Source organism: Kitasatospora sp. NPDC056076 (genome assembly GCF_042266305.1).
Lineage (GTDB): Bacteria > Actinomycetota > Actinomycetes > Streptomycetales > Streptomycetaceae > Kitasatospora.
In genome coordinates this window covers 59,058-79,226 of the sequence record NZ_JBHJWG010000036.1, presented here as the reverse complement: position 1 = coordinate 79,226, position 20,169 = coordinate 59,058, and the positions used below count along the sequence as shown (strand labels likewise).

Sequence of the window (20,169 nt, the reverse complement as noted above, 5' to 3'; positions counted from 1 at the left end):
TCTGTGCGGGACTTCCCGGGGCCGTTCTCGCCGGAGAACCCGCTACAACGCCCCGGCGCCCCGGCTCTTGAGCTGGTCGCCGTACTGCTGGAGCTGCCACAGCTCGGTCTGCACCGCGTGCAGCTGCTCGGCGTCCGCCCGGTGGCCCAGCCGCTGGAGGTAGCCGCGGACCTCGGCGATCCGCCGGTCGACGGCCAGCAGGCGCAGCTTGACCAGGAACTCCCCCGCGTAGATCGCGTCCGCCTTGCGCAGCGAGCGCACCGGTTCGACGGTCAGCTCGGTCACCAGCGAGCGCACCTGGTCGTCCGGGGAGGCCTCGCGCACCGCGCCGGTGAAGTCGGGCGCGGCCGCCCCGTACCCGGTGCCGCCGGCCTTGGCGATGGCCTGCCGGACGGCGGTGTACGGCGGGGTCGGGAACTCGTCCTCGCCGTACTGGTCGAAGGCCGGGCTGACCAGCTCCGGGTGCTGGAGCGCCAGCTTGAGCAGCTCCCGCTCGACGAACTGGGCCGGGTCCCGCGGGTTGAGCCGGAACGCGGGCCTGGCCGGGCCCGGCACCGCGACGGGCTGCTCGGTGCGGCGCTGCTGGCCGTTGGCGCGGGGGTTCTGCTGCTTCTCCCGCTCCCAGCGGGCCAGCTGGGAGATCCGGCGGACCACGAACTGCTCGTCGCCCGGGTTCACCCCGACCATGCCGGCCAGCCGGATCGCGTAGCCATGCCGGATCGACGGGTCCTTGATCTTCGCGACGATCAGGGCGGCCTCCTCCATCGCGGCGGCTTGCCCCTCAGGGGTCTCGACCCGGTGCTTGGCGACCGCCGTGTTCAGCGCGAACTCGAACAGCGGGACGGGGTGGTCGATCAGCTGCCGGACCGCCTCGTCGCCCTGGGCCAGCCGCAGGTCGCAGGGGTCCATGCCGCCCGGGCTGACCGCGATGGAGGTCTTGGCGGCGAACTTCTGGTCGTCCTCGAAGGCGCGCAGCGCGGCCTTCTGGCCGGCCGCGTCGCCGTCGAAGGTGAAGACCGTCTCGCCGCGGTACTGGGAGGTGTCCATCAGCAGCCGACGGATGATCTTGATGTGGTCCTCGGCGAACGCCGTGCCGCAGGTCGCCACCGCCGAGGTGACCCCGGCCAGGTGGCAGGCCATCACGTCGGTGTAGCCCTCGACCACCACCGCGCGGCCCGACTTGGCGATCTCCTTCTTCGCCAGGTCGATGCCGTACAGCACGTGGGACTTCTTGTAGATCGGCGTCTCGGGGGTGTTCAGGTACTTCGGACCGTTGTCGTCCTCGCGCAGCCGGCGGGCGCCGAACCCGACCACCTCGCCCGCGATGTCCCGGATCGGCCACACCAGCCGGCCCCGGAAGCGGTCGATCAGACCGCCGCGCTGCCCCTGCGAGGCCAGGCCGCCCTGGAGGATCTCCTTGTCGCTGAACCCCTTGCCGCGCAGGTAGCGGACCAGGTGCTCCCACCCCGCCGGGGCGTAGCCCACCCCGAAGGTCTTCGCGGCCTCCTCGTCGAAGCCGCGCTCGGCCAGGAAGCGGCGGCCGATCTCCGCCTCCGCCGAGGCCAGCTGCTCCTGGTACCAGGCGGAGGCCACCTTGTGCGCCTCGACCAGCCGGGTCCGCTCGCCCTGCTGGTGGCGGGGGCTGTAGCCGCCCTCCTCGTAGCGCAGCGTGATGCCGGCCTGGGCCGCCATCCGCTCGACGGCCTCGGCGAAGGTGAAGTGCTCGATCTTCATCAGGAAGGCGATGGTGTCGCCGTTCTCCTGGCAGCCGAAGCAGTGGAAGACGCCCTTGGCGGGGTTGACGTAGAAGGAGGCGGACTTCTCGTCGTGGAAGGGGCAGACGCCCTTGTACTCGCCACCGCCACCGTTGGTCAGCTGTACGTAGTCGCCGGCCACCGCGTCGATCGGCAGTGCGCTGCGCACCGCTTGTACGTCTTCGTCCCTGATCCGCCCGGCCACCCCGGAAGTCTACTGGGGCGGCCGGGGTTTCGAGCCGGGGCTACGGCCCGGGTTCCGGCCGGGGCCGCGGCCCGGGTCCGGGCCCGGGCCGCACCGGGCGGGCGTGACGTGGGCCTGACGTGGGCGTCAGGTCCAGGAGGCCCCGACCAGCCTGCCGTGCAGGGCCAGCGCCGAGGCGTCCGTGAGGGTGGCGATCTGGTCGATCACGGTGCGCAGGGCGGCGCGGTCGTCCTCGGCCTCGTGGTACATCGCGGTGAAGACCGGGTCCAGCCCCTCCGGGGCGCGCTGGTTCAGCACGTACGCCAGCTCGGCGATCACGATCCGCTGGCGGGCCCGCAGCTGGGCCTGCTCGTCGCGCATCATCACGTAGAGGACGGCGACGGCCTTGAGCACCGCGACCTCCAGCCGGACCTCCCGCGGCACCACCAGCTCGGCGGTGTAGCGGGTCAGCCGGCCAGGGCCGTAGCGGGCCCGGGTGGCCTGCTCGGCGGCCAGGCAGAAGCGGCCGATCAGCTGGCTGGTGAGGTCCTTGAGCCCGGCCCGGGCACGCGCGGTGCCGTCGTAGCCCTGCGGCCAGAAGTCCTGGGCCAGCAGCCGGTCCAGGGCGGCGGAGAGCTCCTCCGGCTCGGCGTCCGGGGCGTAGCGCTCGGCGACCTTGAACAGGTCGGCCCGCTCGCCGGGGGCGCGCAGCGCGGCCGGGTCGATGTGGCCGGCCTGGAGGCCGTCCTCGACATCGTGGGTGGAGTAGGCGACGTCGTCGGACCAGTCCATGACGGTGGCCTCGAAGCACTTGCGCCCGGCCGGGGAGCCGGCCCGCAGCCAGCGGAAGACCGGCAGGTCGTCGGCGTAGACGCCGTACTTGGGCGAGGCCGGGTCGGTCGGGTGGGCGCCCTTGGTCCACGGGTACTTGGTGGCCGCGTCCAGGGCGGCCCGGCTCAGGTTGAGGCCGACGCTGCGCCCGGGCCAGGGGGCGAGCCGGGAGGCCGGCTGCTCCTCCGCCGGCGCGAAGCGCTTGGGTTCGAGCCGGGTCAGGATGCGCAGCGACTGGGCGTTGCCCTCGAAGCCGCCGCAGGCCTCGGCGGCCTGGTCGAGGGCCTCCTCGCCGGTGTGGCCGAAGGGCGGGTGGCCGATGTCGTGGGCCAGGCAGCCGGTCTCCACCAGGTCCGGGTCGCAGCCGAGGGCGGCGCCCAGTTCCCGGCCGACCTGGGCGCATTCGAGCGAGTGGGTGAGCCGGGTGCGCGGGAAGTCGCTGCGCATCGGGGCCACCACCTGGGTGGTGCCGGCCAGCCGGCGCAGTGCGGCGGAGTGCAGCACCCGGGCGCGGTCGCGCTGGAAGGCGGTGCGGCCGGGACGCTTGTCCGGTTCGGGGACCCAGCGGGCCTCGGCGGCGTGGTCGTACGGGAGCGGGGCGGCGAGGCGGTGCGTGGTGTCATCCATATGGCACTCACGGTACGCCGCGCCCCCGACACGCGGGGTGTGCCGCGCGCGAAGGGGTGCGGACCGGCGCGTGAACCGTGGGAGGCGCGCCGGTGACCGCCCCGGCGGATCGGCCGGACCCGAACGGTCCGGTCACGGGGCGACCGCGGAGCCCGCCGCGGGCGGGCTCAGCCCCGGACGGCCTTGAGCAGCGCGGCGGCCACCCCCTCCTCCCCCTTGGCGTTGGGGTGGACCGGGGTGAGGCCGTGGGCCGGGAACGGCGGCTCGATCCAGCGGGCGTCCTCCCCCGCGCACATGTCGTGCCCGGCCGAGGGCCCGGCGGTGTCCACGAACACCGCCCCGGCGGCCTCCGCGCGCTGCTTGAGCATGCCGTTGAGCTGCTGCTCCTTCTCGGTCAGGAAGCCGAGGTCGGCCGCCGCGACCGTGGTGCCCAGGGTCGCCCGGCAGCCCGCCGGGTCGGCCGGGAGCAGGGCCGGGTAGCCGACCACGTACACCCGGGCCCGCGGGGAGCGGCGCCCGATCTCCCGGAGGACCTCGCCGAGCCCCTCGCCGGCCGCGTCGACCCGGGCCCGCACCTCGTCGGTGCCGCCGGAGGCGTAGTGCTCCCGGCAGGGCGCGGCCGCGCGGTCCTCGCCGACCAGGTCCTTCACCGCGTCCGCCAGGGTGGCCTTGGCGCACTCGGTGACGACCTCCATGAAACCGGCGTCGTTGCCGCCGATGCCCACGGTGACCAGCCGGGTGTCCGGGGTCAGCGCGTCCAGCTGGGCCGGGTTGGGGCCGTCGGCGGTCTTCTGCGGGCTCCTGAGGTCCCCGGTGCGGGCGCCGCTGCAGCTGACGTCCCGGAACTGCCCGGGCGCCACCCCGAGCGCCTTCGCCAGCAGGGAGGGGTAGTTGACCCCGGAGCGGGCGCAGCCGGCCGGGTCGCCGACCTGCGGGGCGATCCGGGGCCCGGCGGTGTACGAGTCGCCGAGCGCCACGTACGGGGCGACGGGCGGCGGGGTGGGGGTCGGTGTCGGGGTGGGGGTCGGGGTCGCACCGGCCGGGGCGCGACCGGGCAGGGCGCCCGCGAAGCCCCGGTCGGAGCCGTCCGGTCCGTCCGACCCGCCGCCGCACCCGGCCAGGGCGGCCAGCAGCAGGGCGGCCGAGAGGGCCGTCGCGACGGTCGACGGGCGGGTGGTCCTGGGCATGGCGTCCCCCCTGGGGGTGCGGGTCACGGGCAGCTGCGTACGCGGCGGCCGGTCCCCCCGGGCACCGCACGGCTCAACGTACGGGCGGCGCCGATGACTCCCGCCACGGCGTCGGCGTTACGCCGTTCCGGCGACTCCGCTCCCGTCACTGCGTTGCCGTTGCCCCGTTCCCGTTGCCCCGTTCCCGTTACTCCGCGCCGCGTTCGTGCTCGGCGAGGAACTGCTCGAAGCGCCGCCCCAGCTCGTCCGCGGACGGCAGGTCGACCGGCTCGGCCAGCAGGCTCTCCCGGCCCTCGGCGCCCGCGACCGCGTCGTACTGGCCCTCCATGCCACGGATGGCGGAGCGCAACTCGCCGTCGCCCTGGGCCAGCTGCTCCTCGATGTCGGCGTACACCTCGCCCGTCCGCTCGCGCAGCCGGGTGCCGGGCAGCACCAGGCCGGTGGCGGACTGCACGGCCTCCAGGATCAGCACGGCGGCCGCCGGGTAGGCCGAACGGGCCACGTAGTGGGGGACGTGCACGGCGAAGCCCAGCACGTCGTGCCCGGCCTCGGCCAGGCGGTACTCCAGCAGGGCCTGGGCGCTGCCCGGGACCTGCGCCTGCTCGAACCACTGCGGGTACCCCGGCGCGAGGTCGAGCCGGTTGCCGTGCGGTGTCAGGCCGACCGGGCGGGTGTGCGGCACGCCCATCGGGATGCCGTGGAAGTCCAGGCTGAGCCGGACCTCGAAGCGCTCCACCAGCTCCCGGACGGCGCGCGCGAAGCGCTCCCACTCGACATCCGGCTCGGGGCCGGTGAGCAGCAGGAACGGGGCGCCGGCGGCGTCGCGGACCAGCTGGAGCAGGATCTCCGGCGGGTCGTAGGAGGACCAGTGGTCGTGGTCGAAGACCATCGCGGGGCGGCGGGCCCGGTAGTCGACCAGGCGGTCGTGGTCGAAGCGGGCCACCACCTGGGGGGAGCCCGTCTCCAGCAGGTGGGCCACCACCTGGGCGCCCGCCTCGCCGGCGTCCATGAAGCCCTCGAAGTGCTGGAGCAGCACCAGGCCGGCGCCGGTGTCGCGCAGCTCCGCGTTGGCCTCGGCCACGGCGGCCACGCCCCGCTCATCCAGCTCGTACAGCGCCTGGAAGTCTCGCACCGCGCACCCTTCCCCGTTCTCTGCTCGTCCCGCTCCGACCGGCTCTCGCCTTGTCCAGCGTGCCGGGACGCGCGGGAATTCCCGTTCCGGCCGACCGCTCTCGCGGACGGCCCGCCCCGCGACCCGCCCGGCAACACGCTCGGGGACCGTCGCCGACCGCTCCGGACCATGATCGCACCCGGGGGTAAAACCCCTGTTCACGGGCGTTCAACAGCCCCGTCCGGGGCGCGCGGTGGCGGCCCGCGCCGACATTCGGGTGCCGCGAAGTGACGCACCGCCTTCTGGCGGGTATCGTCCTCTCGCTGCCTCGCATCGTCGCGTCGTCGTCACGTCGTCCGTAACGCCGTCGATCACGACCCGGATCGCTGCTCGGTCAGACACCCACGACGCATCTTGCCTTCACCTGGCCGCCTGCTTCCCTTCGCGCACTCGTTACCTCTTCGGCCATTTCGCGGACGCACACTGTCCCGCTCGCTGTTCCCGCCGGACCGGTCCGAGGATCCGTGTCCGTTCCGGCACCCTCGCCGCCCGTTCCGGGCCGCCGCTCCGCCCCATCCGACCGGAATCCTCCGGCGCACACGGGTACCCGGAGCCGGAAACCGGGCCGGGGCGAACCCCTCGTCCACCGCAGCCCGTGCCGCACCCCGGCGCCGGATGCGCCCTACGACCGATGAAGGACCAAGGTTCCGTGCCAGCACCTGTCTTCCTCACCGGCCGCACCGTTCGGTTGGAGCCCCTCGCCGCCCACCACGCCGAGGCCATCGCCGCGGCCGGCGCCGAGGACCGTACGACCTATGCCTTCACCCCCGTCCCGCACGGTCCGGAAGCGGCCCGCGACTACATCGCGCGCGCCCTCGCCGACCAGGCCGCGGGCCGGTCGCTGCCGTTCGCGACGGTGAACGTCGCCGACGGCCGGGTGGTCGGCTCCACCCGGTTCCTGGAACTCGACTACTGGCAGGGCCCCATGGTGTGGCCGCCGGTGCCCGGCGTGCCGTTCGGTGATCCGGCCACGGCCGTCCCGGACGCCGCCGAGATCGGCAACACCTGGCTCTCCCCGCGCGCCCAGGGCACCGGCATCAACACCGAGGCCAAGCTGCTCATGCTCCGGTACGCCTTCGAGACCTGGGGCGTGCAGCGGATCTCGCTGCGCGCGGACGCCCGCAACCTGCGCTCCCGGGCCGCCATCGAACGGCTCGGCGCGACCTCCGAGGGCGTCCGCCGGGCGCACTCGCGCGGGCTGGACGGCGTGGTGCGCTCGACCGCGTTCTACTCGATCCTGGAGGACGAGTGGCCGGCCGTGCGCGACATCATCGAGCTGCGGATCGCCGCCGCCACCTCGCCGAGCGCCCCGGATCCGGCGATCAACCAGGAGTGTCTTAGACAGGGCGGCAGTGGCGCCGGGCAGCTGATGATCACCGCCTGAGCCGGGGCCGGGGGTTCAGCCCTCGGCCACCATGCGCAGGAGGCCTTCGGGCACCCGGGGCTCGCCCCGGTAGTGCCCGGGGTACGCCTCGACCAGCGCGGACACCGGCCGCCAGCCGCCGCCCCTGACCGGGGCCACCCGCACCCGCCAGATCTCGAAGCCGGTCCAGCTGCGGTGCAGGTGCAGGACGCCCTCGGCGGTGTGGAACATCCACCGTCCGTCGACGTCCCCGGTGATCCGCCCCGACCTCACCGCCCGCCACTGCTCCTCGGTCCAGACGAGGTCCGGCACCGGACAGGGCCGGGGCAGTCGCAGCGGCTTGAGGTGCGAGGCGTGCGCGGAACCCGCCCGAACGCTGCCCGGCTCGGGGAACGCCCAGTCGGGCAGCGGTTCGCGGGCGGCCAGCCAGGCGGTCGGGATGCCGTGGGTGCCGGTGTGCGCGGCCACCACTCCCCCGGTGATCGCGGCCACGGTGTCCATGTCGCCGCCGGCCGCGATCGCCTCCCACACGGCGGCCCGGTAGTCGGTGAGGTGGCGGGCCGCGCACCACAGGGCGTACGGGACGGTGTCGGCGGCCGAGGTCCGGCTGCCGTTGCCGAGCAGTCGGGCAACGGCCCGGGCATCCGGTTCGGCGAGCAGTCGGACGGCCTCGGCGAGCGCGTCGCGCAGGACGCCGTACGGGGTGAGCTCGACCACCGCCTCCAGGAAGGCCTCCGGCGCCATCGGCCCGGTCCGCGCCCGCACCGCGTACGCGGCGGCCACCGCGACCGCGATCGTGCCGTCCACCGCCTGGGGGTGGGTGTGGGTGATCACCGCGGTGTCGGCGGCGGGCCGGACCACGGCGGCGGGGTCGTCCGCGTACGCCGCCCCCAGCGGGGCGACCCGCATCGCGGCGCCGTTGCCGTACGAGCCCTGGCCGTCGAAGAGTTCGGCGGCCAGGGCCCCGGCGTCGCCGCCCTCGCGGACCAGTCGGAGCAGCCGGTTGGCGGCCGGGCCGTAGCCGCGGTCGAAGTCGTGGCGGCGGGCGAAGGCGTGGGTGAGGTCGAAGGTGTCGATCGCGCCGCGTTCGCGCTGGGCGGCGTACACCGAGCAGGCCATCTCGGTGTCGTCGGTCCACGGCCAGGGGCCGGGCGGTTCGGTGCGGGAGGCAAAGTGGGCCCGGGCGGTTTCCGGGACGAAGAACTGGGCGCCGAGGGCGTCACCGACGGAGAGGCCGTTGAGCGCGTCCAGCGCGGGGCCGTTGGGTTCGGTCATCATGTGCCTCCAGCACAGCGGATCGGCCTCCGATTCGTCAACATCGTTACCGGAACGCCCCTGACGAGGGATGTTTCGCATACATCCGATCCGGGCGGGCAGCACCGGGGTATGACCCGCGCGCATCCGCTCGACCCCGTCGCCCTGCTCGGCGCCGACCAGCAGCACATCGCCACCCGGGCGCAGCTGCGCCGGCTCGGCGTGCCCTCCGGCACGATCGCCCACCGGCTGCGGCCGGGCGGGCCCTGGCAGCAGGTGCTGCCGCGGGTGATCTGCCTGCAGAACGGAAGGTTGACGAGTCATCAGAGACTCCGGGCGGCCCTGGCGTACGCGAGTCCGAAGGGGCGGCAGGAGCAGCCCGGCGAGGTGCTGCTGACCGGGTTCGCGGTACTGGCGGACGCCGGGCTGCCGAGCGCCGGGCACCCGGCCGACCTGACCGAGGTCGACGTCCTGATCCCCAGCCAACGCCGGGTCAGGGAGCGGGAGTTCGTCCGGATCCACCGGTCGTCCGGGGTGATGCCGGGCGGCTTCGAGCGGGACGACGGGCTGTGGAGCGCCCCGGTCGCGCGGGCGCTGGCGGATCTGGCGCCGAGGGAGACCGGGCAGCGCCGGTTCCGGGCGCTGTGCGCCGAGGCGGTGCAGCGGCGGCACTGCGAACTCGGCGAGCTGCTGGACCAGTTGCTCGCCCGGCCGGGGGCGCTGGCGCTGCCGCAGGTGGCCCGGGTGGTGGAGGACCTCACCGCCGGGGTGCGCTCGGTGGTGGAGGGCGAGGCGCGCGAGCTGCTCGCCCACGCGGGGCTGCCGGAGCCGTTGTGGAATCCGGTGCTGTTCCTGGACGGTCGTTTCCTGGCCGTGCCGGACGCCTACTGGCCGCACGCCTGCGTGGCGCTGGAGATCGACTCCCGCGCCTACCACCTGCGCCCGGCCGACCACGAACGCGGGCTGGCACGTGCCAACCGGCTGGCCGGCGCCGGCCTGCCGGTGGTGCGCACCACCCCGGTCCAGCTCCGCCGCGACCCGGCGCCGGTGCTGCACGAGCTGACCGCCCTGGTCACCACCGGCCCGCACGGCCCGCACGGCCGGGTCAGCTGGCGGCGGGCCCGGTGAACCCGGCGGTGCCTCAGGCGTGTCGGGCGCCGGCCGCCTCGGCGGCGGCGACCAGCCGCTGGAGCTCGGCGAGGTGGGCGGCGAGGGCGGCGCGACCGGCCGCGGTGGCGGCGAGCCAGGTGCGCGGGCGCTTGCCGACGTACCCCTTCTTCACCGTGAGGTAGCCGGCCTCCTCCAGGGCGGTGGCGGCCTTGCTGAGGACGGAGTCGGAGACCTCGCAGTGGTCCCGGACGGCGCCGAACTCGGCCTCGCGGCAGGCGCCGAGGAAGGCGAGCACGGTCAGCCGGGTGGCGTGCTGGAGCAGCGGGTCGAGGGCGGCGGGCATCAGTCGGCCTCCTGGGAGCGCCGGACCCGGCGGTTGAGCCGGTCGGTGCCCACCCAGAAGGTCAGGCCCGCCGCGAGCCCGGCGGCCCCGCCGATCCAGCGCGGGCCGCCGCCGGCTTGCCAGGCGAGCAGCATCCCGGCCGCCGACGCGGCGCAGACCGCGAGGACCGCGAGGGCGACCGGGCCGCCGATGCCGTCCGGCACGCCCCGGCGGACGATGCCGTCGCTGCGCACGGCGACCCGGGCGAGGACGCCGGTCAGGGCGGCGAAGCCGCCCGCGAGCACGGCGATCATGACGAACTGCCCGGTCTCGACGGCCTGGCCGATCCCCAGGCCGTAGGCGGCGAACGCGAAGGCGAAGGCCGGCCCGTACCAGCGGGGCACCTCGCCCGGCCGCCGGGCGGCCGCGCCGGCCCGGTCGGCCAGGCGCAGCGCCTCGGCGGCGGACAGCGGCGGGGTGGGAACGGAGTCACTCATGCTTCCCCCTCGGAAGTGACGGTGGCTCCACTGTGCCATCGTCTTTCCGAGTTGGAAAGTACTTTCCGGGAAATCGCCGCTCAGCAGCGCGGGTCGATCTCCTGGAAGGTCGCGTAGTGGTCGGCGGACCAGTACTGCTCGCCCGCGCCGCCGGTGACGACCCGTCGGGTGCCGCGGTCGTTGGAGCCCGGGGTGACCACGGTGAACTCGTGGTAGTAGCCGTTGCCCTTCTTCGGCAGCCGGCTCTCGCGGTTCTCGAAGACGATGCCGTCCCGGTTGTACGGGTAGGGGCCGCCCTTGGCGATCAGGCCGATGGTGTCCTGGGCCTGACTGGGGAGCTTGGTGCGGCAGACGTCGGCCAGCGCCGGGTCGGCGGGCACCCAGGTGCCGGCTGCGGAGGGGGCGCCGCCGGCCGGCGGGGACGGCTTGGGCGCCGAGGGCTTGGGGGCCGTGGCGCCCGTGGTGGTGGTGGCGCTCGCGGCGGCCTTGGGGTGGCTGCTGCCGCCCTTGCCGGCGAGCAGGTAGCCGACTCCGGCGAGCACGGCCAGGATCAGGACGGCCACGACGACGAGCGGGCTCTTGCTTCTGGTCATGCGGTCCAGCTTGGCAGGCGGCGGCGTCCGGGCGGCCGTGTCACGTACGCCGGTTCTCCTGCGCCGAGCTCCGGTGTACGCCCTCCCGACGGGAGGGTGAGCGGTCAGTCGTACCCGCGCGTGAGTAGGGGATGCCTACCCTCTCAGCGCGAGTCGCTGCCCGCCGTCTCGATGGCGGCGCGGCCTGCCTCCAGGCGCGCCACCGGGATCCGGAAGGGGGAGCAGGAGACGTAGTCCAGCCCCACCTCGTGGAAGAAGTGCACCGACTCCGGGTCGCCGCCGTGCTCGCCGCAGACGCCGAGCTTGAGGTCGGGGCGGGTGGCCCGGCCGGCCTCGACGGCGTGCTTGACCAGCGAGCCGACGCCGTCCCGGTCGATGGTCTCGAACGGGGAGACCCCGAAGATGCCCTTCTCCAGGTAGGCGGTGAAGAAGGAGGCCTCCACGTCGTCCCGGGAGAAGCCCCAGACCGTCTGGGTGAGGTCGTTGGTGCCGAAGGAGAAGAACTCGGCGGCCTCGGCGATCTGACCGGCGGTCACCGCGGCGCGCGGCAGCTCGATCATGGTGCCGAGCTTGATGTCCAGCGGGACGCCGGTGGACTGGACGACCTCGGCGAGCACCCGCTCGCACTCGTCGCGGACCAGCTCCAGCTCCTGGACGGTGCCGACCAGCGGGATCATCACCTCGGGGCGCGGGTCCCCGCCGGCCAGCCTGCGCTCGGCGGCGGCCTCGGCGATGGCCCGGACCTGCATGCCGAACAGGCCGGGGATGACCAGGCCGAGGCGGACGCCGCGCAGGCCGAGCATCGGGTTCTGCTCGTGCAGCTTGTGCACCGCCTGGAGCAGGCGCAGGTCGTTCTCGTTCGGGTCCTTGCGGGCCTCGGCGAGGGCGACGCGCACCGACAGCTCGGTGATGTCCGGCAGGAACTCGTGCAGCGGCGGGTCGAGCAGGCGCACGGTGACGGGCAGCCCGTCCATCGCCTGGAAGAGCTCCAGGAAGTCGCCCTTCTGCAGCGGCAGCAGGGTGGAGAGGGCGAGCTCGCGGTCCTTGTCGTTGTCCGCGAGGATCAGGTGCTCGACCTCCTTGCGGCGCTCCTCACCGAGGAACATGTGCTCGGTGCGGCACAGGCCGATGCCCTGGGCGCCGTAGCGGCGGGCGCGCCCGCCGTCCTCGGCGTTGTCGGCGTTGGCCCGCACGGCGAGCCGGCGGCGGCCGTCGGCGTGCGACATCAGCCGGTGGACGGCCTGGACCAGTCCGCCCTGGACGTCGGCGCCGGCGTGCAGGGTGCCCTCGAAGTACTCGACCACGGGGGACGGCAGGACGGGTACCTCGCCGAGGTAGACCTTGCCGCTGGCGCCGTCGATCGAGACCACGTCGCCCTCGTGCACCACCAGGCCGTCGGCGGTGGTGAACTTGCGGGCCTTGGTGTCGACCTCCAGCTCCTCGGCGCCGCAGACACAGGTCTTGCCCATGCCGCGGGCGACGACGGCGGCGTGCGAGGTCTTGCCGCCGCGCGAGGTGAGGATGCCCTCGGCGGCGATCATGCCGTCCAGGTCGTCCGGGTTGGTCTCGCGGCGGACCAGGATGACCTTCTCGCCGGAGCGGGACCACTTGACGGCGGTGTAGGAGTCGAAGACGACCTTGCCGATCGCGGCGCCGGGCGAGGCCGCCAGGCCCCAGCCGATCTGCTTGGACTCACCGGTCGGGGCGAAGCGCGGGAACATCAGCTGGGCCAGCTGGCCGCCGGTGACCCGCATCAGGGCCTCGTCCAGGTCGATCAGGCCCTGGTCGACCAGCTGGACGGCGATCCGGAAGGCGGCCGCGGCGGTGCGCTTGCCGACCCGGGTCTGGAGCATCCAGAGCTTGCCGCGCTCGATGGTGAACTCGATGTCGCAGAGGTCGCGGTAGTGGTTCTCGAGCTTCTGCATGATCGCCATCAGCTCGTCGTACGACTTCTTGTCGAGCTTCTCCAGCTCGGACAGCTGCAGCGTGTTGCGGATGCCGGCGACGACGTCCTCGCCCTGGGCGTTGGACAGGTAGTCGCCGTAGACGCCCTGGGCGCCGGTGGAGGGGTCGCGGGTGAAGGCGACGCCGGTGCCGGAGTCCTCGCCGAGGTTGCCGAAGACCATGCTGCAGACGTTGACCGCGGTGCCCAGGTCGTTCGGGATGCGCTCCTGGCGGCGGTACAGCCGGGCGCGGTCGCCGTTCCAGGAGTGGAAGACGGCGTGGACGGCGAGGTCCATCTGCTCGCGCGGGTCCTGCGGGAAGGCCCGGCCGGTCTCGCGCTCGACGATGCCCTTGAACACCTCGACCAGTTCCCGGAGGTCGGAAGCGTCCAGGTCCAGGTCGTTGACGGTGCCCTTGGCGTGCTTGGCCTCGTCCAGGGCCTCCTCGAACAGCTCGCCCTCGACGCCCAGCACGGTCTTGCCGAACATCTGGACCAGGCGGCGGTAGGAGTCCCAGGCGAAGCGCTCGTTGCCGGACTGGGCGACCAGGCCGACCACCGAGGCGTCGGAGAGGCCGATGTTCAGGACCGTGTCCATCATGCCGGGCATGGAGAACTTGGCACCGGAACGGACGGAGACCAGCAGCGGGTTGTCGGCCTGGCCGAGCTTCTTGCCCATCTCCTGTTCGAGGGCGTCCAGGTGGGCGCTGATCTCCTCGTGCAGGGAGGACGGCTCGCTACCGGTCTCCAGGAAGACCTTGCAGGCCTCGGTGGTGATGGTGAACCCCGGAGGGACGGGGAGCCCCAGATTGGTCATCTCGGCCAGGTTCGCGCCCTTGCCGCCAAGAAGATCCTTGAGGTCCTTGTTTCCTTCGGTGAAGGAGTAAACAAACTTCTGCTGGGACGGCACGGGTCGGTCTCCTCGTACGCGGTTGCCCTGACGCCGGAGAACATACCCATTTCGAAGGCACTTCTCTGCCCTGAATAGGCCACACGAGGCCGGTACCGAGTGGTAACCCGCTAGATCGAATGCACATAAAGGCGTTCACCTCTGTTGGTGAAATCGTCCCCCTGACGCGAGCCAGCGTTCAAGTCTTGAAGGCGGGGAAACAGGAAGATCGCCCGATTCGGACGCTGGGTAGCGACCGCGGGTCGGTCGCGTTGCCCCGGCTTGATTTCCTGCACCCGGATCGGCCGATCGGCGTCGAACCGGCTTCGGGAAGCGTTCCACGCTCGACCTGTCCATTCCGTCCACTGACCGACCGTCACCCGCTCCGGCGTGTGGCAAGCGTCACCAGCCCGTCTCACGGCTCGAACGTAGGACGCCTGCGCCAATCGTCGCACTGCGTCCAGGAACGTGCTCGTTCCGTGACATCAGCACGCCGAAAAGGAGCCCTCCTGTCCAGAATGGACAAGAGGGCTGGGACCGGGCGGCCAGCGGCCCCGAGGGGTCGAATTCGACGGATCGGCTAGATCATCCGCCGGAGGTGTCCGATTCGGCGTCCTCGCCCGGTCGGGCGCAGTCGTACGGATCGTCCAACCAGCCCTCCGGCAGGACCACCCGGCCGTTGCCGCTGGTGCGCCCGCGCGGGCCGTCCGCGCCGATCGGCCAGGTCTGGGTCTGCTCCACCTGGGCGAGGGTCCCGGCCAGTTCGGCCAGCGAGGAGGAGTTCGCCAGCCGCACCCGCAGCTCGGAGCCGACCGAGAAGCCCTTGGTGTACCAGGCGACGTGCTTGCGGAAGTCGACCACACCGCGCGCCTCGTCCCCCAGCCACTCGCCGAGCAGCTGGGCGTGGCGCACCATCGCCCGGGCCACGTAGCCGAAGTCGGGGCGGGCGTGGTCGACGTCGCCCTCGAAGATCGAGACCAGGTCCTTGAACAGCCACGGGCGGCCCAGGCAGCCGCGGCCCACCACCACGCCGTCGCAGCCGGTCTCCCGCATCATCCGCAGCGCGTCCTCGGCGGACCAGATGTCCCCGTTGCCCAGCACCGGGACGTGCGCCGGGACGGACTCGCGCAGCCGGGCGATCGCCGACCAGTCGGCCGTCCCGCCGTAGTGCTGGGCGGCGGTGCGCCCGTGCAGGGCGATCGCGGCCACGCCCTCCTCGGCACCGATCCGGCCGGCGTCCAGGAAGGTCAGGTGGTCGTCGTCGATGCCCTTGCGCATCTTCATGGTCACCGGCAGGTCCCCGGCGTTGGCGACGGCCTCGCGCAGGATCTCGCGCAGCAGGTTGCGCTTGTACGGCAGCGCCGAGCCGCCGCCCTTGCGGGTCACCTTGGGGACGGGGCAGCCGAAGTTGAGGTCGATGTGGTCGGCCAGGCCCTCGTCCGAGATCATCCGGGCCGCCTTGCCGACGGTCACCGGGTCCACCCCGTACAGCTGGATCGAACGCGGCTTCTCGCTCGGGTCGAACTTGATCAGCTGCATGGTCTTGGCGTTGCGCTCGACCAGCGCCCGGGTGGTGATCATCTCCGACACGTACAGGCCCTTGCCGCCGCTCTGCTCCCGGCACAGGGTGCGGAACGGCGCGTTGGTGATGCCGGCCATCGGCGCCAGCACGACGGGCGGCCACACCCGGATCGGGCCGATGTCCAGCGGCGCGAACCCGGTCGCGGTCGCGGTCGCCGACTCGGGCGCGGTGGGTGCGGGCGTGACTGTCATGCGCGGCTGACCTCTGGGCGAAGGGGACGGGACTCTCCATTGTCCCCCACCCGGGTGAGCCGCCCCGCCTACTCCGGATCCTGGCGGTACCCGATGTCCAGGGAGCCCGAGCCGACGTCGGCCTCCAGGCTCCTGCCGCTGGCGGCGTCGCCCAGGGCCGGATCGATGGAGCTGCTGCCCGAACCCGTCCCGCCGTTGATCCGGTAGCGGCTGTCCTTCGGCACCCGCACGGTCACCGAGCCGGAGCCGGTGCTCACCTTGACGTCCTGCGGCGCCGACCGGAAGGTCAGGTCCACCGACCCGGAGGTGCTGGACACCTCCGCCTGCGCCGAGGAGAGGTCCCTGCCCTGGGTCATCCCGGAGGTGGTGCGGGCGCGGACCGGGCCGGACAGCCCGTGCAGGAGGATCGAGCCGGAGGTCCCGTCCAGCCGGACGGCGCCGCTGAGGTCCGACACCTCGACCGCCCCCGAGGTCACCGTGCCGGCGACCTCCGTCCCCGCGGGCACCTCCAGCTCGATCGAGGCGCCGCAGTTGTAGAAGGGCAGCGAACGCCGGCACTCCACGCCGACGGTCATCGTGTCGCCGACCACATCGGCGCGCACCCGGGGCTCGGAGACCGTCCAGTCGAGGTTCTTGCGCACCACGACCCGGCCCTCCACCCCCGGCTTGATCCGCACGGAGGCGCTGCTCGTGGCCAGCTGCAGCTTGTGGACGGCGGTGACGAACGTCTGCTGCTCGGTCCGCGACTGCCGGGCCACCAGGGCCAGGGTCTGCGCCCCGCCCATGACCACCACGAACACCACGGTGAGCACGCCGGTGATCCGCCACGCCTTGGTGGACCGCGCGCTCACGTGATCTCCAGGAAGCGCAGCACCGCCATCACCCGGCGGTGGCTGTCGTCGGCCGGCGGGAGGTCCAGCTTGGTGAAGATCGAGTTGATGTGCTTGGCCACCGCGCTGTCGCTGACCACCAGGGCACCCGCGATCGCCGCGTTGGAACGGCCCTCCGCCATCAGCGAGAGCACGTCCCGCTCGCGCGGGGTCAGCTTCTCCAACGGGTCCCGGTGGCGGCGCACCAGCAGCTGGGCCACCACCTCCGGGTCCAGCGCGGTGCCGCCCTCGGCGACCCGCTGGAGCGCGTCCACGAAGTCGTCCACATTGGCCACCCGCTGCTTGAGCAGGTAGCCGACGCCGCTGGTGTTGGTCGACAGCAGATCCGCGGCGTACCGCTCCTCCACGAACTGGGAGAGCAGCAGCACGGCGGTGTCCGGCCACTGCTGCCGGATCACCATCGCCGCCTTGACGCCCTCGTCGTGGAAGCCCGGGGGCATCCGGACGTCCGCGACCACCACGCCCGGGCGGTGCTCCTCGACGGCGGCCAGCAGTTCGACGGCGTCCCCGACGGCGGCCACCACCTCGAAGCCCACCGCCTCCAGGACCTTGACCAGGCCGACCCTCAGCAGGACCGAGTCCTCGGCGATCACAGCACGCACGGCAACTCCACGGTGATGGTGGTGGGGCCCCCGAGGGGGCTGAGAACGGACAGCGTCCCGTCGACCGAGGCGGCGCGCTGGCGCAGACCGGTGAGCCCGGTGCCGCGCGAGGCGTCCGCGCCGCCCACGCCGTCGTCGCTGACGACCAGGCGCAGCCGGCCGCCGATCGTCCGCACCGAGACGTCGGCCCGCTCGGCCCGGGCGTGCTTGGCCACGTTGGTGAGCGCCTCGGAGACGGTGAAGTAGGCGACCGCCTCGACGGTCGGGGCGATCCGCTCGGACAGCTCGACGTCCAGCCGCACCGGCAGCGGGGCCCGGGCGGCGACGCCGGACAGCGCCGCGTCCAGCCCGCGGTCCTCCAGGACCGCCGGGTGCAGGCCGCGGACCAGGTCGCGCAGCTCGTCGATGGCCGCCTGCGCCTCCTCGTGCGCCGCGACGATCACCTGCATGGCGTCGGGCGGGCACTCCTTGAGGGTGCGCCGGGCCAGGCCCAGGTTCATCGCGAGGGAGGTGAGGCGCTGCTGGGCGCCGTCGTGCAGGTCCCGCTCGATCCGGCGGCGCTCGGCGTCCACCGCGTCCACCAGGCCGGCCCGGGACTCGGCGATCTCCTCGACCCGCTGCTCCAGCTGCTCCGCCCGGTTCGGGCCGAGCAGCAGCTGCGCCGCCCGCACCTCCAGCCGGGCGGCCAGCGCCGTCGCCCAGGGCGCCGCCGCCAGCAGCAGCACCCCGAACACCGTGAGCGCCGCGTCCAGACCGGCCAGCTCACCGCGCAGCCCCGCCTCGGGTGGCAGCAGCCACACCCAGGCGTACAGGGTGGTCAGCACCAGGGCGATGCCCCAGAGGTAGACGGCGGCCAGCGCGCAGAGCGCCAGCACCGGGCCGATCAGCAGGTGGTAGCCGACCTGGCGCCAGGTGAGGCCGATCCGCAACCGGGCCAGCCGCCGGCCCGCGGGCGCGCCGGGCGGCGGCACCTCCACGCCGCGGAGGGCGCGCAGCCGTCCGCGCTGGAGGGCGGTGAGCCAGCGCGAGCAGACCAGCACGGCCCCGAGGACCGGGAAGAGCAGGCTGGACTCGGTCAGCGCCAGCCAGACCGGCACGGCCACGGGTATTCCGGCGGCGATGAAGCGGGCGTCCCGCCAGGTCCCGGCCGACCACGGTGGTCGCCGAAGGCTCCTGACGAGCGCTCGGCGCAACGTGGTGGAGGGCATGCCGGACAGCGTAGGGCCCGGTGATCAACGGCCGCCATGAAGGGGGGTCCCCGCTGGGGGTGTAGCTAGATACACCCCCGATTCGGTGTGGGGCACCACCGACAAGGCCCCCCTCGCGACGAGAGGCTTGGGGACATGACGAGCACCGCATCGCACTCCGCCACCCCGCCGCACGGGCGGCCCGTCCCCGGGAACCACGGGGGTGTTCCCGGGGGCGCGCTCCGCCCGGCGCCGGGGCCGGAGGGGACGCTGCCCGCCGGGGCCGGGCCCTGGTCGGTCCGCAGCGTCGGGTCCGGCCGCGGCCGGGCCGCGTTGGAGCTGTACCAGCACGGCGAGCTGGCCGACGTCCTGGTCGCCGCCCGGCTCGCCCCGCGGCTCGTCCGCGGCGCGCGGCGTAGCCCGTCCGCCGGTCGGGGCTCGCACGTGCTCGCCTGGGGGCGGCTGCCATCCGACGGCCGGGTGCCCTCGGTGGTGTTCACCGGCGGGCGGCGGCTGTTCGGCACCGTCCGGGCGGCGGCGGGCGAAGTGGTCACGGTGGCCGGGCAGTTCTGGCTCGCCCTGGCCGAGGGCCCGTTCGATGCGGTGCTCGTCGGGCACCCGGCGGGCGGGCCCGTCGAGCGGCTCCCCCTGCAGCGCGTGCGGAGCGAGGTCGGCGCATGAGTATCGCCCTCGTCCCCCCGGGCACTCCGGCGTACGTGCTGCCGGAGCGGTTCCAGCGGCTGCCGCGACTGGCCGCCTTCGGGCTGCTGCCCTGGCTGATGGTCCTGGCCGTCAACCACGAGACCCCGTGGGTGGTGCTGGACCTCGCGGAGTTCGCCGCGCTGCTCTCGCTGGACGCGCTGCTGCGCCGGCGCAGCCCCGCCGCCCTGTGGGCGGGCGCGGTGGTGGCGCTGCTGCTCGCCGGGGACGCCCTGGCCGACATCGCCTGCGCCGGGCCGGGGCACGCGGTGCTCGCCGCGCTGGTGATGGCCTGCTGCGTCGAACTGCCGCTGGCGGCGGTGTGCCTGCTGCTCGGGCGCGAGGCGATACCCGGGGCGGCCGGGCGCGGGATCGTACGTGGCGCGGCGGTACGCGGCTAGCGCCGTGTCGGCAGCCGGTCCATCAGGAGGCGGGTCTCCTCGTCCAGCGGGGTGTAGCTGATCAGCCGCGTCCCGAGCCGGGGGCCGAGCCAGAAGTTGGTGTACTCGCAGCGCAGCAGGCCCACGCCCGGCACCTGGAAGCGCTTGATCCCGTTGCGCGGCCGCATCACCTCGTGCCGCTGCCACTCCTCCTCGAAGTCCGGCGAGGCCTTGCGCAGCCGGGCCAGCAGCGCCTTCCAGGCGGGCTCGGCGGAGTGGTCGGCCATCGCGGCGCGGAACCGGGCCACCATCCCGAGGCGCTCCGTCCGGTAGTCGATCAGCACGTCGCGGAAGCGGGAGGGGGTGAACGCCAGCCACATCAGGTTCCGCTCCTCCGGGGGCAGCTCCCCGAGGTCGCCGACGATGGCGGTGTACGGCACGTTGTGCGCCAGGATGTCGTAGCGGGAGTTGACCGCGGCGGCCGGGTACGGCGCCAGCTGGTCCAGCACCAGCCGCACGCTCGGCGTCACCGAGGGGCACTCCTTCACCGGCGCCGGATCGTCCGCACCGGCCAGGGTGAACAGGTGCGCCCGCTCGCTCGGGTCCAGCAGCAGCGCCCGCGCCACCGCGTCCAGCACCTGGGCGGACACCTGGATGTCCCGCCCCTGCTCCAACCACGTGTACCAGGTCACCCCCACCGCGGCCAGCTGCGCCACCTCCTCCCGGCGCAGCCCCGGGGTGCGGCGGCGGCCGGTCAGCGGCAGGCCCACCTGCTCGGGCGCGATCCGCTCCCGGCGGCTGCGCAGGAACGCCGCCAGGTCGTGCCGGCGGGCTTCGCCGGGTGTGGCGCGGTGCGGCGCGGCGGTGCCGGGGCGGGCTTGCGCGGCCGGGGTCATCAGGCTCATGCTCCCCAG

The 20,169-nt window shown here is 73.8% G+C and carries 18 protein-coding genes; 4 read left to right on the top strand and 14 right to left on the bottom strand.

Annotated elements, in window-relative coordinates; all coding sequences use genetic code 11:
* Window positions 1-42: 42 nt before the first annotated feature.
* From dnaG to ACFC1T_RS26865, 4 genes are all read right to left on the bottom strand, one after another.
* The gene (dnaG, locus tag ACFC1T_RS26880) at window positions 43-1,959 is read right to left on the bottom strand and encodes a DNA primase (RefSeq protein WP_375892538.1); all 1,917 of its coding nucleotides are present in this window, start codon (window positions 1,957-1,959) and stop codon (window positions 43-45) included.
* A gap of 126 nt (window positions 1,960-2,085) precedes the next feature.
* Complete coding sequence (locus tag ACFC1T_RS26875) at window positions 2,086-3,396, bottom strand: deoxyguanosinetriphosphate triphosphohydrolase (protein WP_375892536.1); 1,311 nt, start codon at window positions 3,394-3,396, stop codon at window positions 2,086-2,088.
* Window positions 3,397-3,563: 167 nt separating this feature from the next.
* Entirely contained in the window at window positions 3,564-4,583 is a 1,020-nt protein-coding gene (locus tag ACFC1T_RS26870; RefSeq protein ID WP_375892534.1) for an SGNH/GDSL hydrolase family protein, read from the bottom strand.
* A gap of 187 nt (window positions 4,584-4,770) precedes the next feature.
* The gene (locus ACFC1T_RS26865) at window positions 4,771-5,715 is read right to left on the bottom strand and encodes a PAC2 family protein (protein WP_360228636.1); all 945 of its coding nucleotides are present in this window, start codon (window positions 5,713-5,715) and stop codon (window positions 4,771-4,773) included.
* A 688-nt stretch (window positions 5,716-6,403) separates the two neighbouring features.
* Between ACFC1T_RS26865 and ACFC1T_RS26860 the strand changes: the two genes are divergently transcribed.
* Window positions 6,404-7,138 (top strand): GNAT family N-acetyltransferase, encoded by a 735-nt coding sequence (locus ACFC1T_RS26860; RefSeq protein WP_375892532.1) that lies wholly within the window; start codon window positions 6,404-6,406, stop codon window positions 7,136-7,138.
* Between the two features lie 15 nt (window positions 7,139-7,153).
* On the opposite strand, the gene ACFC1T_RS26855 is transcribed toward ACFC1T_RS26860, so the two are convergent.
* Window positions 7,154-8,392, bottom strand: coding sequence for an ADP-ribosylglycohydrolase family protein (locus ACFC1T_RS26855; protein ID WP_375892530.1), 1,239 nt, complete (start codon window positions 8,390-8,392; stop codon window positions 7,154-7,156).
* A 111-nt stretch (window positions 8,393-8,503) separates the two neighbouring features.
* Here ACFC1T_RS26855 and ACFC1T_RS26850 point away from each other — a divergent pair, with 111 nt between their 5' ends.
* Window positions 8,504-9,499, top strand: a complete 996-nt coding sequence (locus tag ACFC1T_RS26850; protein WP_375892528.1) for a hypothetical protein — start codon at window positions 8,504-8,506, stop codon at window positions 9,497-9,499.
* Between the two features lie 13 nt (window positions 9,500-9,512).
* Here ACFC1T_RS26850 and ACFC1T_RS26845 read toward each other — a convergent pair whose 3' ends face one another.
* From ACFC1T_RS26845 to ACFC1T_RS26810, 8 genes are all read right to left on the bottom strand, one after another.
* Window positions 9,513-9,824: a transcriptional regulator gene (locus ACFC1T_RS26845; protein WP_375892526.1), complete on the bottom strand. Its 312-nt coding sequence runs from the start codon at window positions 9,822-9,824 to the stop codon at window positions 9,513-9,515.
* Entirely contained in the window at window positions 9,824-10,300 is a 477-nt protein-coding gene (locus tag ACFC1T_RS26840; protein ID WP_375892525.1) for a hypothetical protein, read from the bottom strand. Before ACFC1T_RS26840 ends, ACFC1T_RS26845 begins: the two co-directional genes overlap by 1 nt.
* Window positions 10,301-10,380: 80 nt before the next feature.
* Complete coding sequence (locus tag ACFC1T_RS26835; protein WP_375892523.1) at window positions 10,381-10,893, bottom strand: ribonuclease; 513 nt, start codon at window positions 10,891-10,893, stop codon at window positions 10,381-10,383.
* A gap of 143 nt (window positions 10,894-11,036) precedes the next feature.
* Complete coding sequence (ppdK, locus tag ACFC1T_RS26830) at window positions 11,037-13,745, bottom strand: pyruvate, phosphate dikinase (RefSeq protein WP_375892521.1); 2,709 nt, start codon at window positions 13,743-13,745, stop codon at window positions 11,037-11,039.
* 564 nt (window positions 13,746-14,309) lie between these two features.
* A complete protein-coding gene (dusB, locus tag ACFC1T_RS26825) occupies window positions 14,310-15,497 on the bottom strand; it encodes a tRNA dihydrouridine synthase DusB (protein ID WP_375892519.1) in 1,188 nt (395 codons plus the stop codon).
* Between the two features lie 68 nt (window positions 15,498-15,565).
* A complete protein-coding gene (locus tag ACFC1T_RS26820; protein ID WP_375892517.1) occupies window positions 15,566-16,348 on the bottom strand; it encodes a DUF4097 family beta strand repeat-containing protein in 783 nt (260 codons plus the stop codon).
* Window positions 16,345-16,989: a response regulator gene (locus ACFC1T_RS26815; protein WP_375892515.1), complete on the bottom strand. Its 645-nt coding sequence runs from the start codon at window positions 16,987-16,989 to the stop codon at window positions 16,345-16,347. The genes ACFC1T_RS26820 and ACFC1T_RS26815 overlap by 4 nt, the downstream gene beginning before the upstream one ends.
* Window positions 16,977-18,197 (bottom strand): histidine kinase, encoded by a 1,221-nt coding sequence (locus tag ACFC1T_RS26810; RefSeq protein WP_375892514.1) that lies wholly within the window; start codon window positions 18,195-18,197, stop codon window positions 16,977-16,979. Before ACFC1T_RS26810 ends, ACFC1T_RS26815 begins: the two co-directional genes overlap by 13 nt.
* Window positions 18,198-18,332: 135 nt before the next feature.
* On the opposite strand from ACFC1T_RS26810, the gene ACFC1T_RS26805 reads away from it, so the two are divergent.
* Complete coding sequence (locus ACFC1T_RS26805; RefSeq protein WP_375892512.1) at window positions 18,333-18,857, top strand: hypothetical protein; 525 nt, start codon at window positions 18,333-18,335, stop codon at window positions 18,855-18,857.
* Window positions 18,854-19,276 carry a hypothetical protein gene (locus ACFC1T_RS26800; RefSeq protein WP_375892511.1) on the top strand — a complete coding sequence of 141 codons (423 nt, stop codon included), beginning with the start codon at window positions 18,854-18,856 and terminating at the stop codon, window positions 19,274-19,276. The genes ACFC1T_RS26805 and ACFC1T_RS26800 overlap by 4 nt, the downstream gene beginning before the upstream one ends.
* Here ACFC1T_RS26800 and ACFC1T_RS26795 read toward each other — a convergent pair.
* Window positions 19,273-20,151 (bottom strand): helix-turn-helix transcriptional regulator, encoded by an 879-nt coding sequence (locus ACFC1T_RS26795; RefSeq protein WP_375892555.1) that lies wholly within the window; start codon window positions 20,149-20,151, stop codon window positions 19,273-19,275. The two genes, ACFC1T_RS26800 and ACFC1T_RS26795, sit on opposite strands and share 4 nt — an antisense overlap.
* Window positions 20,152-20,169: the final 18 nt, after the last annotated feature.

Excerpts from the sequence above, each read along its gene's own strand:
- ACFC1T_RS26840 (WP_375892525.1), bottom strand. The coding sequence starts at position 10,300 with ATGAGTGACTCCGTTCCCACCCCGCCGCTGTCCGCCGCCGAGGCGCTG.
- ACFC1T_RS26810 (WP_375892514.1), bottom strand. The coding sequence starts at position 18,197 with ATGCCCTCCACCACGTTGCGCCGAGCGCTCGTCAGGAGCCTTCGGCGA.
- dusB (WP_375892519.1), bottom strand. The coding sequence starts at position 15,497 with ATGACAGTCACGCCCGCACCCACCGCGCCCGAGTCGGCGACCGCGACC.
- ACFC1T_RS26875 (WP_375892536.1), bottom strand. The coding sequence starts at position 3,396 with ATGGATGACACCACGCACCGCCTCGCCGCCCCGCTCCCGTACGACCAC.
- ACFC1T_RS26800 (WP_375892511.1), top strand. The coding sequence starts at position 18,854 with ATGAGTATCGCCCTCGTCCCCCCGGGCACTCCGGCGTACGTGCTGCCG.
- ACFC1T_RS26850 (WP_375892528.1), top strand. The coding sequence starts at position 8,504 with ATGACCCGCGCGCATCCGCTCGACCCCGTCGCCCTGCTCGGCGCCGAC.
- ACFC1T_RS26835 (WP_375892523.1), bottom strand. The coding sequence starts at position 10,893 with ATGACCAGAAGCAAGAGCCCGCTCGTCGTCGTGGCCGTCCTGATCCTG.
- ACFC1T_RS26855 (WP_375892530.1), bottom strand. The coding sequence starts at position 8,392 with ATGACCGAACCCAACGGCCCCGCGCTGGACGCGCTCAACGGCCTCTCC.
- ACFC1T_RS26795 (WP_375892555.1), bottom strand. The coding sequence starts at position 20,151 with ATGACCCCGGCCGCGCAAGCCCGCCCCGGCACCGCCGCGCCGCACCGC.
- ACFC1T_RS26845 (WP_375892526.1), bottom strand. The coding sequence starts at position 9,824 with ATGCCCGCCGCCCTCGACCCGCTGCTCCAGCACGCCACCCGGCTGACC.
- ACFC1T_RS26870 (WP_375892534.1), bottom strand. The coding sequence starts at position 4,583 with ATGCCCAGGACCACCCGCCCGTCGACCGTCGCGACGGCCCTCTCGGCC.
- ACFC1T_RS26805 (WP_375892512.1), top strand. The coding sequence starts at position 18,333 with ATGACGAGCACCGCATCGCACTCCGCCACCCCGCCGCACGGGCGGCCC.